Origin of the sequence: Pseudomonas sp. B707 (assembly GCF_022496685.1) — a bacterium.
Lineage (GTDB): Bacteria > Pseudomonadota > Gammaproteobacteria > Pseudomonadales > Pseudomonadaceae > Aquipseudomonas > Aquipseudomonas paraglycinae.
On the sequence record NZ_WTVE01000015.1, the window covers coordinates 133,529 to 151,249 of the forward strand.

15 protein-coding genes and 1 tRNA gene are annotated in these 17,721 nt (G+C 60.8%); 12 read left to right on the forward strand and 4 right to left on the reverse strand.

The window, feature by feature from the left end:
• The first annotated feature begins 189 nt into the window (after positions 1-189).
• The 12 genes from arcD to GQX66_RS06250 all read left to right on the forward strand — a co-directional run bounded on the left by arcD (position 190) and on the right by GQX66_RS06250 (position 14,767).
• On the forward strand, positions 190-1,617 hold the full coding sequence (gene arcD / locus GQX66_RS06195) for an arginine-ornithine antiporter (protein ID WP_085745194.1): 1,428 nt from the start codon (positions 190-192) through the stop codon (positions 1,615-1,617).
• 34 nt (positions 1,618-1,651) lie between these two features.
• Positions 1,652-2,908 carry an arginine deiminase gene (arcA, locus tag GQX66_RS06200; RefSeq protein ID WP_085745195.1) on the forward strand — a complete coding sequence of 419 codons (1,257 nt, stop codon included), beginning with the start codon at positions 1,652-1,654 and terminating at the stop codon, positions 2,906-2,908.
• 69 nt (positions 2,909-2,977) lie between these two features.
• Positions 2,978-3,988 (forward strand): ornithine carbamoyltransferase, encoded by a 1,011-nt coding sequence (locus GQX66_RS06205; protein WP_011335626.1) that lies wholly within the window; start codon positions 2,978-2,980, stop codon positions 3,986-3,988.
• 162 nt (positions 3,989-4,150) lie between these two features.
• On the forward strand, positions 4,151-5,080 hold the full coding sequence (gene arcC / locus GQX66_RS06210; RefSeq protein WP_007951187.1) for a carbamate kinase: 930 nt from the start codon (positions 4,151-4,153) through the stop codon (positions 5,078-5,080).
• Between the two features lie 62 nt (positions 5,081-5,142).
• A complete protein-coding gene (locus tag GQX66_RS06215) occupies positions 5,143-5,505 on the forward strand; it encodes a DUF5064 family protein (RefSeq protein ID WP_011335628.1) in 363 nt (120 codons plus the stop codon).
• Between the two features lie 260 nt (positions 5,506-5,765).
• The gene (locus tag GQX66_RS06220) at positions 5,766-7,274 is read left to right on the forward strand and encodes a sigma-54-dependent transcriptional regulator (protein ID WP_011335629.1); all 1,509 of its coding nucleotides are present in this window, start codon (positions 5,766-5,768) and stop codon (positions 7,272-7,274) included.
• A 306-nt stretch (positions 7,275-7,580) separates the two neighbouring features.
• Positions 7,581-7,964 (forward strand): glycine cleavage system protein GcvH, encoded by a 384-nt coding sequence (gcvH, locus tag GQX66_RS06225; protein WP_074688335.1) that lies wholly within the window; start codon positions 7,581-7,583, stop codon positions 7,962-7,964.
• A gap of 10 nt (positions 7,965-7,974) precedes the next feature.
• On the forward strand, positions 7,975-10,827 hold the full coding sequence (gene gcvP / locus GQX66_RS06230) for an aminomethyl-transferring glycine dehydrogenase (RefSeq protein WP_102687257.1): 2,853 nt from the start codon (positions 7,975-7,977) through the stop codon (positions 10,825-10,827).
• A 142-nt stretch (positions 10,828-10,969) separates the two neighbouring features.
• Positions 10,970-12,346 (forward strand): L-serine ammonia-lyase, encoded by a 1,377-nt coding sequence (locus GQX66_RS06235; protein WP_085606607.1) that lies wholly within the window; start codon positions 10,970-10,972, stop codon positions 12,344-12,346.
• Positions 12,347-12,439: 93 nt separating this feature from the next.
• Positions 12,440-13,564: a glycine cleavage system aminomethyltransferase GcvT gene (gcvT, locus tag GQX66_RS06240; RefSeq protein ID WP_240867546.1), complete on the forward strand. Its 1,125-nt coding sequence runs from the start codon at positions 12,440-12,442 to the stop codon at positions 13,562-13,564.
• Between the two features lie 404 nt (positions 13,565-13,968).
• A complete protein-coding gene (locus GQX66_RS06245; protein WP_007951194.1) occupies positions 13,969-14,181 on the forward strand; it encodes a cold-shock protein in 213 nt (70 codons plus the stop codon).
• A 97-nt stretch (positions 14,182-14,278) separates the two neighbouring features.
• Positions 14,279-14,767, forward strand: coding sequence for an RDD family protein (locus GQX66_RS06250; protein ID WP_085606612.1), 489 nt, complete (start codon positions 14,279-14,281; stop codon positions 14,765-14,767).
• A 58-nt stretch (positions 14,768-14,825) separates the two neighbouring features.
• Here GQX66_RS06250 and nadA read toward each other — a convergent pair whose 3' ends face one another.
• The 4 genes from nadA to queE form a co-directional block, all read right to left on the reverse strand.
• A complete protein-coding gene (gene nadA / locus GQX66_RS06255) occupies positions 14,826-15,884 on the reverse strand; it encodes a quinolinate synthase NadA (RefSeq protein WP_039766022.1) in 1,059 nt (352 codons plus the stop codon).
• A 271-nt stretch (positions 15,885-16,155) separates the two neighbouring features.
• Positions 16,156-16,231 (reverse strand) — tRNA-Lys (locus tag GQX66_RS06260).
• A gap of 63 nt (positions 16,232-16,294) precedes the next feature.
• Positions 16,295-16,987 carry a 7-cyano-7-deazaguanine synthase QueC gene (gene queC / locus GQX66_RS06265; RefSeq protein WP_007951197.1) on the reverse strand — a complete coding sequence of 231 codons (693 nt, stop codon included), beginning with the start codon at positions 16,985-16,987 and terminating at the stop codon, positions 16,295-16,297.
• A 1-nt stretch (position 16,988) separates the two neighbouring features.
• Entirely contained in the window at positions 16,989-17,636 is a 648-nt protein-coding gene (gene queE, locus GQX66_RS06270; protein ID WP_007951198.1) for a 7-carboxy-7-deazaguanine synthase QueE, read from the reverse strand.
• Positions 17,637-17,721: the final 85 nt, after the last annotated feature.

A 17,721-nucleotide genomic window follows, 5' to 3' on the forward strand; every position in this document is an offset into this window, starting at 1 on the left:
ATCCATTCTTAACCACTTTTGACAAAACGCCTCTAGGACGGGCCTTCCAGACAATAGCTTTATGCCTTCAGACGTTTCATAAGTCATTCATTAACAATGGAATGTGACCATGCACTGATCTAAGTCAGCTGTTTGAAAAGCCAACAGAACTACGCTGTGAACTCTTCTCTCCTGCAATGGAGTCATGCAATGTCTGAAGCTCCCGGAAAACTACGACTAGGTGCACTGGTCGCGTTGGTAGTCGGCTCAATGATCGGTGGCGGGATATTCTCTTTGCCACAAAACATGGCCGCCAGTGCCGACGTCGGCGCGGTACTGATTGGCTGGGCCATCACCGCAGTCGGCATGCTTACCCTCGCTTTCGTCTTTCAAACCCTCGCCAATCGCAAGCCTGACCTGGACGGCGGTGTCTACGCCTACGCCAAGGCCGGTTTCGGCGATTACATGGGTTTCTCCTCGGCCTGGGGTTACTGGATCAGTGCCTGGCTGGGCAACGTCGGTTACTTCGTTCTGCTGTTCAGCACCCTCGGCTACTTCTTTCCGGTTTTTGGGGAAGGCAACACCGTTGCTGCCGTGATCGGCGCCTCTGTCCTGCTGTGGGGCGTGCACTTTCTGGTGCTGCGCGGGATCAAGGAAGCGGCGTTCATCAACCTCGTGACCACTGTCGCCAAGGTCGTGCCGCTGCTGCTGTTCGTGCTGATCGCGATCTTCGCCTTCAAACTGGACATCTTTACCGCTGACATCTGGGGCGTGAAAAACCCGGATCTGGGCAGCGTGATGAACCAGGTGCGCAACATGATGCTGGTCACCGTGTGGGTGTTCATCGGCATCGAAGGCGCGAGCATCTTCTCGGCCCGGGCGGAAAAACGTTCGGACGTCGGCAAGGCGACCGTGATCGGGTTCATCACCGTGCTGCTGTTCCTGGTGCTGGTGAACGTGCTGTCGCTGGGCATCATGACCCAGCCGGAACTGGCCAAACTGCAGAACCCGTCGATGGCCGCCGTGCTTGAGCATGTGGTCGGTCACTGGGGCGCGGTGCTGATCAGCGTCGGTCTGATCATCTCGCTGCTGGGGGCGTTGCTGTCGTGGGTGCTGCTGTGTGCGGAGATCATGTTCGCCGCCGCCAAGGACCACACCATGCCGGAGTTCCTGCGCAAGGAGAACGCCAACCACGTGCCGGTCAACGCCCTGTGGCTGACCAACGCGATGGTGCAGCTGTTCCTGATCATCACCCTGTTCTCGGCCAGCACTTACCTGTCGCTGATCTACCTCGCCACTTCGATGATTCTGGTGCCGTACCTGTGGTCGGCGGCCTACGCCCTGCTCCTGGCGGTGCGCGGCGAAAGCTACGAAGGCTTCGCGGCCGAACGGCGCAAGGACCTGATCATCGGCGCCATCGCCCTGATCTACGCGGTCTGGCTGCTCTACGCCGGCGGCGTGAAGTACCTGCTGCTGTCGGCCCTGCTCTATGCGCCCGGCGCGATCCTGTTCGCCAAGGCCAAGCTCGAACTCAAACAACCGGTTTTCACCAACGTCGAGAAGCTGATTTTCGCCGCAGTGGTCGTGGGCGCCCTGGTGGCAGCCTACGGACTGTATGACGGCTTCCTGACTCTGTAATTGCCCAACGTTTTCTCTCTGGAGGATCACTGAAATGACCACGGAAAAAGTTAAGTACGGCGTCCATTCCGAAGCCGGCAAACTGCGCAAAGTCATGGTTTGCTCCCCAGGTCTGGCCCATCAGCGGCTGACCCCGAACAACTGCGATGAACTGCTGTTCGATGACGTGCTGTGGGTCGCTCAAGCCAAGCGCGACCACTTCGACTTCGTGACCAAGATGCGTGAGCGCGGGATCGACGTGCTGGAAATGCACAACCTGCTGACCGACATCGTCGCCATCCCCGAAGCGCTGGACTGGATCCTCGAGCGCAAGGTCACCGCCGATTCGGTGGGCCTGGGCCTGATCAACGAAGTCAAATCCTGGCTGAAAAGCCTGGAGCCGCGACACATCGCCGAATTCCTGATTGGCGGCGTCTCCGCCGATGATCTGCCGGACAGCTTTGGTGGCAAGACCATCCAGATGTTCCGCGACTTCCTCGGCCACTCCAGCTTCATTCTGCCGCCGCTGCCGAACACCCAGTTCACCCGCGACACCACCTGCTGGATCTACGGTGGCGTGACGCTGAACCCGATGTACTGGCCGGCGCGTCGTCAGGAAACCCTGTTGACCACCGCTATCTACAAATTCCATCCGCAATTCACCAACGCCGAGTTCGAGATCTGGTACGGCGACCCGGACAAGGATCACGGCAGCTCCACTCTGGAAGGCGGCGACGTCATGCCAATCGGCAACGGTGTGGTGCTGATCGGTATGGGCGAGCGTTCATCCCGTCAGGCCATCGGCCAACTGGCGCTGAACCTGTTCAAGAACAAGGCCGTGGAAAAAGTCATCGTCGCCGGCCTGCCGAAGTCTCGAGCGGCGATGCACCTGGATACCGTGTTCAGCTTCTGCGACCGCGACCTCGTCACGATCTTCCCGGAAGTGGTCAACCAGATCGTCGCCTTCACCCTGCGCCCTGACGAAAGCAAACAGGGCGGCATCGACATCCGTCGCGAAGAAGGCACCTTCCTCGACGTCGTGGCCAAAGCCCTCAACCTGCCGAAACTGCGCGTCGTCGAAACCGGCGGCAACAGCTTCGCCGCCGAACGCGAGCAATGGGATGACGGCAACAACGTGGTGGCCGTGGAGCCGGGCGTGGTCATCGGCTACGACCGCAACACCTACACCAACACCCTGCTTCGCAAGGCGGGCGTGGAGGTCATCACCATCAGCGCCGGCGAACTCGGTCGTGGCCGCGGCGGCGGCCACTGCATGACTTGCCCGATCATCCGCGACCCTATCGATTACTAAACGACCATCTCCCCGGCCGCACCTATCCCGTAGCGGCCGGGCCGATTACCGAATCCAAGGAGAATCATCATGGCGTTCAACATTCACAACCGTAACCTGCTCAGCCTGGAACACCACACCCCACGTGAGCTGCGCTACCTGCTCGACCTGTCCCGCGACCTCAAGCGCGCCAAGTACACCGGCACCGAGCAGCAACACCTGAAGGGCAACAACATCGCCCTGATCTTCGAAAAAACCTCGACCCGCACCCGCTGCGCGTTCGAAGTCGCCGCTTATGACCAGGGCGCCAACGTCACCTACATCGACCCGAACTCCTCGCAAATCGGCCACAAGGAAAGCATGAAGGACACAGCCCGCGTGCTGGGTCGCATGTACGACGCCATCGAGTACCGTGGCTTCAAGCAGGAAATCGTCGAAGAGCTGGCCAAGTTCGCCGGCGTGCCGGTGTTCAACGGCCTGACCGATGAATATCACCCGACCCAGATGATTGCCGACGTGCTGACCATGCGTGAGCACGCCGACAAGCCGATCCACGAGATCAGCTACGCCTACCTGGGCGACGCGCGCAACAATATGGGCAACTCGCTGCTGCTGATCGGCGCCAAACTCGGCATGGACGTGCGCATCTGCGCGCCGAAAGCCCTGTGGCCGCACGACGATCTGGTGGATCGCTGCAAAAAATACGCAGAGGAAAGCGGCGCCCGCATCACCCTGACCGAAGACCCGAAAGCGGCGGTCAAAGGCGTGGACTTCATCCACACCGACGTCTGGGTATCGATGGGCGAGCCGGTTGAAGCCTGGGCCGAGCGAATCCAGCAACTGCTGCCGTATCAGGTCAACGCCGAGCTGATGAAAGCCACCGGCAACCCGCGCACCAAGTTCATGCACTGCCTGCCGGCGTTCCACAACAGCGATACCAAGGTCGGCAAACAGATTGCCGAACAGTATCCGCACCTGAAAAACGGCATCGAAGTGACCGACGACGTGTTCGAGTCGCCTGCCTGCATCGCCTTCGAGCAAGCGGAAAACCGCATGCACACCATCAAGGCGATTCTGGTGTCGACTTTGGCAGACCTGTAACTGGCTGAAGATGATCGTTCCCACGCTCCTGCGTGGGAATGCATCCCGTGACGCTCTGCGTCACAGCGGACGCGGAGCGTCCGTGGCGGCATTCCCACGCGGACGGTTCGACGCCTCGACGTGGGAACGATCAGCGATCAACACGAAAAAAGGACATGCACCATGCGTATCGTCGTAGCTCTGGGCGGTAACGCCCTGCTCCGCCGTGGTGAGCCGATGACCGCTGACAACCAGCGCGCCAACATCCGCATCGCCACCGAGCAAATCGCCAAGATCCATCCCGGCAACCAACTGGTCATCGCCCACGGCAATGGTCCGCAAGTCGGCCTGCTGTCGTTGCAGGCGGCGGCCTACACTTCCGTCACCCCTTACCCGCTGGACGTGCTCGGTGCCGAAACCGAAGGCATGATCGGCTATATCATCGAACAGGAACTGGGCAACCTGCTGGACTTCGAAGTCCCGTTCGCCACCCTGCTCACCCAGGTCGAAGTCGATGCCAACGACCCGGCTTTCAAGAATCCGACCAAACCGATCGGCCCGGTCTACGAGAAGGCCGAAGCAGAAAAACTCGCCGCTGAAAAAGGCTGGGCCATCGCCCCGGACGGCGACAAGTTCCGCCGTGTGGTGGCCAGCCCGCGGCCGAAACGCATCTTTGAAATCCGCCCGATCAAGTGGCTGTTGGACAAGGGCAGCATCGTGATCTGCGCCGGTGGTGGCGGCATCCCGACCATGTATGGCGCTCACGGCAAGCTGCAAGGCATCGAAGCGGTGATCGACAAGGACCTGTGCTCGGCGCTGCTGGCCGAACAGCTGGAGGCGGACTTGCTGGTGATCGCCACCGACGTCAACGCGGCGTACATCGACTTCAAGAAACCCACCGAGAAAGCCATCGCCCAGGCCCACCCGGACGAACTCGAACGCCTGGGCTTCGCCGCCGGCTCCATGGGGCCGAAGGTGCAGGCAGCCTGTGAATTTGCACGCCATACTGGCAAGGTCGCGGTGATCGGTTCGCTCTCGGACATCGAAGCCATCGTCCAGGGCACCGCCGGTACGCGGGTCAGCACGGCAGCGCCGGGCATCACCTACCGATAAAAAGAAACTCCGGGGGCAGACTTCAGGTCTGCCCTTCTCCCATGCCTTGAAAGGAGAAACCCATGGCCCAGTTCGAACCCGGTCATTTGCATATTGAGCGGCATGCGTTGACTGACGACGACGTCAATTACAACGTGCACCTCGACTATGAAGTGTTCACCGATCCCCAGAAAGGCAAAGGGATACAGTTCACCCTGCATGGCAGCATGCAGGGCAAAGAGGTCAACGAACCGTTCTTTCTGCCCAAGGAGGAAGCCTACAACTTCGCTCGCAACGTGACGCAGATCGCCGAAAAGTACGGGATCCCCAAGAGCCACAGCCAGATCGGCTCGGTGCACAAGCATTACGACCTGATGTTTGAAGACATCCGCATGAAGTTGAATATGAAATCCGGGGATCCGGTCAATCCCGAGCATTTCGAGTAACCCCCAAAAGCCCCTCACCCTAACCCTCTCCCGGAGGGAGAGGGGACTGATCCGGGGATATTTCAGAGTTACGCCGACCTGAACCTGCTTTACCGAATCCATAATCGACTGGTTCTTTCAGGTCGATGTCAAACCTCAGACACCTCGGTCAGCTCCCTCTCCCTCCGGGCGGTCCGACGCTTCGGGAGGGCTGGGGTGAGGGTGCTTTTGATTTAAGGCATACTTGCCCCCCTCCGCACTCCAGAACCCAGAACCGCCCCATGCGTATCCACGTCAGCTTCATCGACCGCGTCGGCATCACCCAGGAAGTCCTGGCTATCCTCGGCGGGCGCAATCTCAATCTGGATGCGGTGGAGATGATCCCGCCCAACGTCTACATCGACGCCCCGACCTTGAGCCCGCAAGTGCTCGAAGAACTGAAAGATGCGCTGTTTCGCGTGCGTGGTGTAGAAGCAGTAACCGTGGTCGACATCCTCCCCGGCCAGCGTCGGCACTTGCAGCTCGACGCGTTGCTCGCGGCGATGACCGACCCGGTACTGGCGCTGGACAGCGCCGGCAAGGTGCTGCTGGCCAACCCGGCGCTGATTGCCTTGTACGGTCGCGAGCCAGCGGGTGAAAGCGTCTCGGAACTGTTCAACGATCCGGGCCTGCTCGAAACCCTGCTCGAACAAGGCTTCCGCCTGCCGCTGCGAGAAATCACCGTCAACGGCCAGACCCTGTTGCTCGACGCCACGCCGATCACCGACGCCGGCGCCCTGCTGACCCTGTATCAGCCGAACCGCATCGGCGAACAACTCTCGGCGCTGCATCACGATCACGCCGAAGGTTTCGATGCGCTGCTCGGTGAATCGCCGCCAATCCGCACGCTCAAGGCCCGCGCCCAGCGCGTCGCGGCCCTCGATGCGCCGCTGCTGATCCAGGGCGAAACCGGCACCGGCAAAGAACTGGTGGCCCGCGCCTGCCACGCCATCAGCGCCCGGCACAGCGCGCCATTCCTCGCACTGAACTGCGCGGCCCTGCCGGAGAACCTCGCCGAGAGCGAACTGTTCGGCTACGCCCCCGGCGCCTTTACCGGCGCACAACGCGGCGGCAAACCGGGGCTGATGGAACTGGCCAACCAGGGCACGGTGTTCCTCGACGAGATCGGCGAGATGTCGCCGTACTTGCAGGCCAAACTGCTGCGTTTTCTCAATGACGGCAGCTTCCGTCGGGTCGGCGGCGATCGTGAGGTAAAGGTCAACGTGCGGATCCTCAGCGCGACCCACCGCGACCTGGAGAAAATGGTCAGCGAAGGCCTGTTCCGCGAAGACCTGTTCTACCGCCTCAACGTGCTCAACGTTGAAGTGCCGCCGTTGCGCGAACGCGGTCAGGACATTCTGTTGCTGGCGCGCTATTTCATGCAGCAGGCCTGCGCGCAGATCCAGCGCCCGGTCTGCCGCCTCGCACCGGGCACCTACCCGGCGCTGCTCGGCAACCGCTGGCCGGGCAACGTGCGGCAATTGCAGAACGTGATCTTCCGCGCCGCCGCCATCTGCGAAAGCAGCCTGGTGGACATCGGCGACCTCGATATCGCCGGCACCTCCGTGGCACGCCAGACCGACACCGACGTCGACAGCCTCGAAGAAGCCGTCGAAGCCTTCGAGAAATCGCTGCTGGAAAAACTCTACGTCAGCTATCCCTCGACCCGCCAACTGGCCAGCCGCCTGCAAACCTCGCACACCGCAATTGCCCATCGGCTGCGCAAGTACGGGATTCCGGGCAAAGCCTGAGACCGCGCCAAAAACGACCTCCATCTGTACTGAAAGCGCTACAGCGGAACGATATCGCTACACCCTCCTCCGATCACCGCTGTGCAAGGCTTTGATCCGGTTCAGCTTTTTTCTTCGCCTCACACTGTAGCGATTTCGCTACAGCCAACGTACTCGCGTCCACTCGAAAATCAATCAAGCCATTGATTTATAACGATATTTTTACGTTGGCCGCGTTCTTGCTAAGTAACCGCTCATAAAATCAGGGCATTGCCGCCCGAGTATTCCACCGCGTCCACCAGACGAGTCTGGCCCCTAGGAGATTCCATGAGCGAGTTGCGTTTTACTGAAGATCACGAATGGCTGCGCGCCGAAGCCGATGGTTCTGTCACCGTTGGCATCACCGCTTTCGCGCAGAACGCCCTGGGCGACGTGGTGTTCGTGCAACTGCCTGAATTGCAGGCGTACGACAAAGGCGCCGAAGCCGCCACCGTGGAATCGGTAAAAGCCGCCAGCGGCGTTTACATGCCACTGGACGGTGAAGTCCTGGCCACCAACCCGGCCCTGGAAGACAGCCCTGAACTGGTCAACGAAGATCCGCTGGGCGAAGGCTGGTTCTTCCGCTTCAAGCCAGCCGACGCTTCTGCCGTCGCCAAGCTGCTGGATCAGGACGCCTACGACCGCCTGATCAAAGCCCAAGCCGAAGCCTGAGGAACCTGACATGACCCAAGTTAATCTCGGCACTGCCAACGAATTCATCGCCCGTCACATCGGCCCGCGCGCCGGTGACGAGCAAGCCATGCTCAACAGCCTCGGCTTCGATTCGCTCGAAGCCCTGAGCGCCAGCGTCATCCCGGAAAGCATCAAGGGCACCAGCGTGCTAGGCCTCGACGACGGCCTGAGCGAAGCCGATGCCCTGGCGATGATCAAAGGCATCGCCGGCAAGAACCAGCTGTTCAAGACCTACATCGGCCAGGGCTACTACAACTGCCACACGCCGTCGCCGATCCTGCGCAACCTGCTGGAAAACCCGGCCTGGTACACCGCTTACACCCCGTACCAGCCAGAAATTTCCCAAGGCCGTCTCGAAGCGCTGCTGAACTTCCAGACCCTGATCAGCGACCTCACCGGCCTGCCGATCGCCAACGCATCCCTGCTCGACGAAGCCACCGCCGCTGCCGAAGCCATGACCTTCTGCAAACGCCTGAGCAAGAACAAGGGCAGCCACCAGTTCTTCGCCTCGATCCACAGCCACCCGCAAACCCTCGACGTGCTGCGCACCCGTGCCGAGCCGCTGGGCATCGACGTGGTCGTGGGCGATGAACGCGAACTGACCGACGTGACGCCGTTCTTCGGTGCGCTGCTGCAATACCCGGCCAGCAACGGTGATGTGTTCGACTACCGCGAACTGACCGAACGCTTCCACGCTGCCAACGCACTGGTCGCCGTGGCCGCTGACCTGCTGGCCCTGACCCTGCTGACCCCGCCGGGCGAGTTCGGCGCCGACGTGGCGATCGGCAGCGCCCAGCGTTTCGGCGTTCCGCTGGGCTTTGGTGGCCCGCACGCGGCTTACTTCTCCACCAAAGATGCGTTCAAGCGCGACATGCCCGGCCGTCTGGTCGGTGTTTCGGTTGACCGCTTCGGCAAGCCGGCCCTGCGTCTGGCGATGCAGACCCGCGAGCAACACATCCGCCGCGAGAAAGCCACATCGAACATCTGCACCGCGCAAGTGCTGCTGGCCAACATCGCCAGCATGTACGCCGTGTATCACGGCCCGAAAGGCCTGACCCAGATCGCCAACCGCGTGCATCACCTGACCGCGATCCTGGCCAAGGGCCTGAGCGCACTGGGCGTGACCGTCGAGCAAGCCAGCTTCTTCGACACCCTGACCCTGGCCACCGGTGCGCAAACTGCCGCGCTGCACGACAAGGCTCGCGCCCAACAGATCAACCTGCGGGTGATCGATGCCCAGCGCCTGGGCCTGTCGGTCGACGAAACCACCACCCAGGCCGACATCGAAACCCTGTGGGGCCTGTTCGCCGACGGCAAGACCCTGCCGGATTTCGCTGCGCTGGCCGCTGCCGCGCAAAGCACGATTCCAGCCGCGCTGGTGCGTCAGTCGCCAATCCTCAGCCACCCGGTGTTCAACCGTTATCACTCGGAAACCGAGCTGATGCGCTACCTGCGCAAACTGGCGGACAAGGACCTGGCACTGGACCGCACCATGATCCCGCTGGGTTCGTGCACCATGAAACTCAACGCTGCCAGCGAAATGATCCCGGTGACCTGGGCCGAATTCGGCGCCCTGCACCCGTTCGCCCCGGCCGAGCAAAGCGCCGGTTACCAGCAACTGACCGACGAGCTGGAAGCGATGCTTTGTGCCGCCACCGGTTACGACTCGATCTCGCTGCAACCGAACGCCGGTTCCCAAGGTGAGTACGCAGGTCTCCTGGCGATCCGCGCCTATCACCAGAGCCGTGGCGAAGACCGTCGCGACATCTGCCTGATCCCGTCGTCCGCCCACGGCACCAACCCGGCGACCGCCAACATGGCCGGTATGCGCGTGGTCGTGACCGCGTGCGACGCCCGTGGCAACGTGGACATCGAAGACCTGCGCGCCAAGGCCATCGAGCACCGCGAACACCTCGCGGCGCTGATGATCACCTACCCGTCGACCCACGGCGTGTTCGAAGAAGGCATCCGCGAAATCTGCGGCATCATTCATGACAACGGCGGCCAGGTGTACATCGACGGCGCCAACATGAACGCGATGGTCGGCCTCTGCGCACCGGGCAAGTTCGGCGGCGACGTGTCGCACCTGAACCTGCACAAGACTTTCTGCATTCCGCATGGCGGTGGCGGCCCGGGCGTCGGCCCGATCGGCGTCAAGTCGCACCTGACCCCGTTCCTGCCGGGCCACGGCCACATGGAACGCAAGGAAGGCGCGGTCTGTGCAGCACCGTTCGGCAGCGCGAGCATTCTGCCGATCACCTGGATGTACATTCGCATGATGGGTGGCGCAGGTCTCAAACGCGCTTCGCAACTGGCGATCCTCAATGCCAACTACATTTCCCGTCGCCTGGAAGAGCACTACCCGGTGCTGTACACCGGCAGCAACGGTCTGGTGGCGCACGAGTGCATTCTGGATCTGCGTCCGTTGAAAGACAGCAGCGGCATCAGCGTCGATGACGTCGCCAAGCGTCTGATCGACTTCGGCTTCCACGCCCCGACCATGTCGTTCCCGGTGGCCGGCACGCTGATGATCGAGCCGACCGAAAGCGAATCCAAGGAAGAACTGGACCGCTTCTGCGACGCCATGATCCGCATCCGCGAAGAAATCCGCGCAGTGGAAAACGGCACCCTGGACAAGGACGACAACCCGCTGAAGAACGCTCCGCACACCGCAGCGGAACTGGTTGGCGAGTGGACTCACCCGTACAGCCGCGAGCAGGCGGTGTACCCGGTGGCGTCGTTGATCGAAGGCAAGTACTGGCCGCCGGTCGGTCGCGTCGACAACGTGTTCGGCGACCGCAACCTGGTCTGCGCCTGCCCGTCGATCGAAAGCTACGCTTAAACGAATGAGGGGCAGGTAAACCTGCCCCGACTTCAGCTACACCACAGTTCCCCATGTGGGAGCGGGCTTGCTCGCTCCCACAAGGAAATGCATCAAGCCTGAAATCCCGCCAATTCCTATAACAAGAAACCGGAGAACAACCATGTCGTTAAGCGTGTTCGACCTGTTCAAGATTGGCATCGGCCCCTCCAGCTCCCACACCGTCGGCCCGATGCGCGCAGCTGCGCGCTTCGTCGAAGGCCTGCGTCGGGAAAACCTGTTGTCGGCCACCACCAGCGTCAGGGTCGAGTTGTATGGATCCCTCGGCGCCACCGGCAAGGGACACGGCAGCGACAAGGCCGTGCTGCTGGGCCTGGAAGGTGAACACCCGGACACCGTGGATACTGAAACCGTCGCCGCCCGTCTCTCGGAGATTCGTGGCAACGGGCGTTTGAACCTGCTCGGTGAACACAGCATTGCGTTCAACGAGAAAGAACACCTGGCAATGATCCGCAAACCGTTGGCCTATCACCCCAACGGCATGATCTTCCGCGCCTTCGATGCGGCGGGATTGCAGATCCGCAGCCGCGAGTACTACTCGGTCGGCGGTGGGTTTGTGGTCGACGAAGACGCGGCCGGCGCCGACCGGATCGTCGAAGACGCCACCCCGCTGACCTTCCCGTTCAAAAGTGCCAAGGACTTGCTCGGTCACTGCGCCACCTACGGGCTGTCGATCAGCCAGGTGATGCTGACCAACGAAAGCGCCTGGCGCCCGGAAGCGGAAACCCGCGCCGGCCTGCTGAAAATCTGGCAAGTGATGCAGGACTGCGTGGCCGCCGGCTGTCGCAACGAAGGCATCCTGCCGGGTGGGCTCAAGGTCAAGCGGCGGGCGGCGGCGTTGCACCGGCAACTGTGCAAGAACCCGGAATCGTCGCTGCGTGATCCGCTGTCGGTGCTGGACTGGGTCAACCTCTACGCCCTCGCCGTCAACGAAGAAAACGCCAACGGCGGGCGCGTGGTCACGGCACCAACCAATGGCGCAGCGGGGATCATCCCTGCGGTGCTGCATTACTACATGCGCTTCATTCCCGGTGCGAACGATGACGGCGTGGTGCGCTTCCTGCTCACCGCCGCGGCCATCGGCATTCTGTACAAGGAAAACGCCTCGATCTCCGGTGCCGAAGTCGGTTGTCAGGGCGAGGTCGGCGTGGCCTGTTCGATGGCGGCCGGCGCGTTGTGCGAAGTCCTTGGCGGCAGCGTGCAACAAGTCGAAAACGCCGCTGAAATCGGCATGGAACACAACCTCGGCCTGACCTGTGACCCGATTGGCGGGCTGGTGCAGGTGCCGTGCATCGAGCGCAACGCCATGGGTTCGGTCAAGGCGATCAACGCCGTGCGCATGGCCATGCGCGGAGACGGGCAGCACTTCGTCTCCCTCGACAAGGTCATCCGCACCATGCGCCAGACCGGTGCCGACATGAAAAGCAAATACAAGGAGACCGCCCGTGGCGGTCTGGCGGTCAACATTATCGAGTGCTGATCGCGCCATAAACTCGCTCTCCCTTTGGGAGAGAACACAAAACTGGCCCCCTCTCCCTCCGGGAGAGGGTTGGTGTGAATCAAGGAGTCACGCATGTCCACCGAACAACTGTCGAAAACCCCGCTGCACGCTCTGCACATCGAACTCGGCGCCCGCATGGTCCCGTTCGCCGGCTACGACATGCCGGTGCAATACCCGCTGGGCGTGATGAAAGAACACCAGCACACCCGTGAGCAGGCCGGGCTGTTCGATGTCTCGCACATGGGCCAGATCCGCCTGACCGGCGCCAATGCCGCCAAAGCCCTGGAAACCCTGGTGCCGGTGGACATCATCGACCTGCCGGTGGGCATGCAGCGCTACGCGATGTTCACCAACGAAACCGGCGGCATTCTCGATGACCTGATGGTCGCCAACCTCGGCAACGACGAGTTGTTCCTGGTGGTCAACGCCGCGTGCAAGGACCAGGACCTGGCCCATCTGCAAAAACACATCGGCGACCAGTGCAAGATCGAGCAACTGTTCGAAGAACGCGCCCTGCTCGCCCTGCAAGGCCCGGCCGCCGTGACCGTGCTGGCGCGCCTGGCGCCGGAAGTGGCGAAAATGACTTTCATGCAATTCACCCGCGTGAAGCTGCTGGGCGTTGACTGCTTTGTCAGCCGTTCGGGCTACACCGGTGAAGACGGTTTCGAAATCTCGGTTCCGGCAGCCGACGCAGAAAAACTCGCCCGCGCCCTGCTCGCCGAACCTGAAGTCGCCGCCATCGGCCTCGGCGCCCGTGACTCGCTGCGCCTGGAAGCCGGCCTGTGCCTGTACGGCCACGACATGAACACCGAGACCACCCCGATCGAAGCCAGCCTGCTGTGGGCAATCTCCAAGCCTCGGCGTGCCGATGGTGCACGTGCCGGTGGTTTCCCGGGTGCAGAACAGGTCTTCGCTCAACAGCAGAACGGCGTTCAGCGCAAACGCGTCGGCCTGCTGCCGCAAGAGCGTACGCCGGTCCGTGAAGGTGCAGAGATCGTCAACGACGCTGGCGAAATCGTCGGCAGCGTGTGCAGCGGCGGTTTCGGCCCGACCCTGGGCGGTCCGTTGGCCATGGGTTACCTGGACAGCGCCTACGTCGCACTCGACACGCCAGTTTGGGCGATTGTTCGTGGGAAAAAGGTGCCATTGCTTGTAAGCAAAATGCCATTTGTTCCACAACGCTACTATCGCGGTTGATTGACTGTTTCTATAAGTAACGCGATTGCGTTATGCGTGCACTAATGTGTAACGCGATCGCCATAAAACAGTGCACTCCGTTTACATTCGATTCGAATATGAACTTGGCTTATAACGTTCGAAAACAATTGAACAAGCCAATCGAATAAGCCGGACTAGTGGACCGACTAAGTGCCAGCAAGCGCAGGAAAACCGGGGCCTTCGCGGGGCTTGTTTTTTCTCCCGTAGTTGGCGTAGAGTTTGTCCACTGTGTTTGCATGGGTCAGCTTGGAATCGTGACCTGGGCAGTAGCCTACAAGTTAGCTACATCCCGTTCGACGTCTTCTTACTCTCCTGCAGCCAGCCCCAGTACTCTTTCATGAGAAGGAGACTGTCATCAATTTATGCGTCAAAGGAAATAAGAAATGTCCACACGTCAGAGCGGTACCGTCAAGTGGTTTAACGACGAGAAAGGTTTTGGTTTTATCACTCCAGAAAGCGGTCCGGATCTGTTCGTGCATTTCCGCGCCATTCAGGGCAACGGCTTCAAGAGCCTGAAAGAAGGCCAGAAAGTGACCTTCGTTGCTGTGCAGGGCCAGAAAGGCATGCAAGCTGACGAAGTCATCGCAGAAGCCTGATTTTCTGTAACGAAAAAGCCCCTGATATTGATATCAGGGGCTTTTTTGTGGGCGCAAATCCGTAAAATGGCGCTTCACTTTCCGTCCAGAGGCTGCCATGTCGAAACACCTGCTCACTCCCCAGGGCGATTTCCCCGCCGTCGGCCTGGGCCGTCGTCTGGCAGCGATGTTCTATGACTTTCTGCTGTGCACCGCCCTGCTGATCGTGACAGGTGGCGTCTACAAGATGATTCAGGCCGCGATCATCGGTGAAGAGCGTCTGCGGGTTCTGACCGACGCCGGGCAACTGGATGGCGATCCGCTGTACTCCACGGTGCTGCTGCTGGTGTTGTTCGGCTTCTTCGCCAAGTTCTGGACTCACGCCGGGCAGACCCTGGGCATGCAGGTCTGGGGCATCCGCGTGCAGAACGCCGATGGCACGGCGATCAGCCTGTGGCAGGCGTTACTGCGGTTCATGGTGTCGATTGCGTCGTGGCTGTGTCTGGGCCTGGGTTTCTTCTGGTCGCTGTTCGATAAACAGAAACGCGCCTGGCATGACATCTACTCCGACACGCAGCTCGTGCGAATTCCGAAGAAAACCAAATAATTCTCCAGATGCAAAAACGCCCCGATCCAATCGGGGCGTTTTTGTTTAAGGCTCAAGGTCAGGCATTGCCGGCCAGTTTCATGCGCGCGGCCTGAGTGAAATCGAGCATGCGCTTGAGCGGGCGGATCGCCTGAGGAATGAGAGCCGGGTCGACGAAGATCTCGTTCGAGCCCTCCTTCAGGCACTTGAGCGTGCGTTCAAGGGTGTTCATGGCCATCCACGGGCAATGTGCGCAACTGCGACACGCCGCGCCGTTACCGGCGGTTGGCGCTTCGATGAAGACCTTGTCCGGGCACAGCTGCTGCATCTTGTAGAAGATGCCGCGATCGGTGGCGACGATCAGGGTCTTGTTCGGCAGCGATTGCGCGGCAGCAATCAACTGACTGGTGGAGCCGACGGCGTCCGCCAGTTCGATCACCGAGGTCGGCGACTCCGGGTGCACCAGAATGGCGGCGTCCGGGTACAGCGCTTTCATGTCTTCCAGCTGCTTGGACTTGAACTCTTCGTGGACGATGCAGGCACCGTCCCAAAGCAGCATGTCGGCGCCGGTCTGACGCTGAATGTAGGTGCCCAGGTGCTTGTCCGGGCCCCAGATAATGGTTTCGCCGTTGTCCATAAGGCTTTCGACGATTTCCAGTGCGCAGCTCGAGGTCACTACCCAGTCGGCCCGGGCTTTGACCGCCGCCGACGTGTTTGCATACACCACCACGGTGCGTTCCGGATGCTGATCGCAGAACGCCGAGAACTCATCCACCGGGCAACCCAGATCCAGCGAGCAGGTCGCTTCCAGGGTTGGCATCAGCACGCGCTTTTCAGGGTTTAGAATCTTCGCGGTCTCGCCCATGAATTTCACGCCGGCAACCACCACGGTCTTGGCCGGATGGGCGTTGCCGAAGCGAGCCATTTCCAGGGAGTCGGACACGCAACCGCCGGTTTCTTCGGCGAGGGCCTGGATGATCGGATCGCAATAAAAGTGGGCAACCAGCACCGCGTCCTGAGCCTTGAGCTCGGCGGCGATGGCGGAACGGTAATAAGCCTCTTCCTCGGCCGTCAGCGGCTTGGGCTGCTTGGCGTCGAGGTGGGCTTGTACCAGAAGTCGTTCGGAAATCTGCGTCATGTTCGCAAGACCTGCAGGCGCATTCGCGCGAAAGTCGAGTATACACCCGGCTCCGGACCACTTGAGGGTACCGCCGGGAAAGTGAGTTTTATCAGGCACGGACAGCGTTGGAGCTGCGCAAGGCTACAGAATATCCCGTTGATACAAAAGATGATTCTGACCTGCGTCACGGCGGGAAGAAACGAAGGGAGGGATGCTCGAATCGCAGGCAAAAAAAAACCCGGAAATCCTCACTTTCGTGGGCCTTCCGGATTTTCTAAACCGCCAAATATGGTGGGTCGTGTGGGATTCGAACCTACGACCAATTGGTTAAAAGCCAACTGCTCTACCAACTGAGCTAACGACCCGCTGTGTGGTGGCGCGTATAATACTGATTTTTAAGGACTATTCAACACCTAATTTGAAAAAAATCAAAAATAAGGTGTCGGGTCGCTGATTCCGGCCGCTGCGAAGCCTTCTGCACGCAGTCGGCAGCTGTCGCATTTGCCGCAAGCGCGGCCATCATCGTCGGCCTGATAGCAGGAAACAGTCAGGCCGTAATCAACGCCAAGCTTCACGCCCGCCTGGACGATCTGCGCCTTGCTCAGGTTCTGCAGCGGTGCCTGGATGCGGAAACCATTGCCTTCCACACCGGCCTTGGTTGCCAGATTGGCCATGCGCTCGAACGACTCGATGAACTCCGGACGGCAATCCGGGTAACCGGAGTAGTCCACCGCGTTGACGCCGATAAAGATGTCACGGGCGCCGAGCACTTCAGCCCAGCCCAGAGCCAGCGACAGGAAAACCGTGTTGCGCGCCGGCACGTAAGTCACCGGGATGCCTTCGCCCAACTCTTCCGGGATGTCGATGCTGGTGTCGGTCAGGGCCGAGCCGCCCATACCGTTCAGGTTCAGGCCGATCACCTTGTGCTCGACCACGCCCAGATCGCGGGCAACGCGAGCAGCGGCATGCAGTTCGGCGTGGGAACGCTGACCGTAATCGAAACTCATGGTGTAGCAGGCGTAGCCTTCAGCGCGGGCCATGGCCACGACAGTGGCCGAGTCCAGGCCACCCGACAGCAGGATTACCGCACGTTTCTGGCTAGTGTTCAGTTGTTCAGTCATCTCAGCGCCCCGGCTCATCATTCCATAGATATTTATGCAGCTGCAGTTGCAGGCGCACTGGCAGGTTATCCGCCACCACCCAGTCCGCCAGATCCCGAGCGTTCAGGTCGTGGTGACTTGGGGAAAACAGCACTTCACCCGCACGTCGCTCCAGTCCGTACTGGATCAGCTTCGATACCGCCCAGTCATAGTCCTCCCGCGAGCAGATGACAAACTTCACCTGATCGTTGGGCGTCAGCAGTTCGATGTTCTCGTAACGGTTGCGATGGGCTTCTTTGGAGTCAGGCGTCTTCAGGTCGACCACCCGACTGACTCGCGGATCGACCGCCGAAATATCGAGGGCACCGCTGGTTTCCAGCGAGACTTCGTAGCCGGCATCGCACAACTGTTTGAGCAAAGGGATCGCATTGGGCTGCGCCAGCGGCTCACCGCCAGTGACGCAGACGTAGCGCGGGCGAAAGCCGGCCACTTGCTCGAGGATGTCGTCGAGGGTACGGATCGTGCCGCCGCTGAACGCGTAGGCGCTGTCACAGTATTGGCAACGCAATGGGCAACCGGTCAGGCGCACAAAAACTGTGGGCAGCCCGGCAGTCCGCGTTTCCCCCTGCAACGAGTAGAAAACTTCGGTGATTCTCAATGTGTCTTGCATAGTCGCCACGGGCGTAACAGCTAAACAGGCTGTCCGCCTCCGTCAGGCACTTCAGGCAACCCCGCCAACGCGTAGATCACCAGAA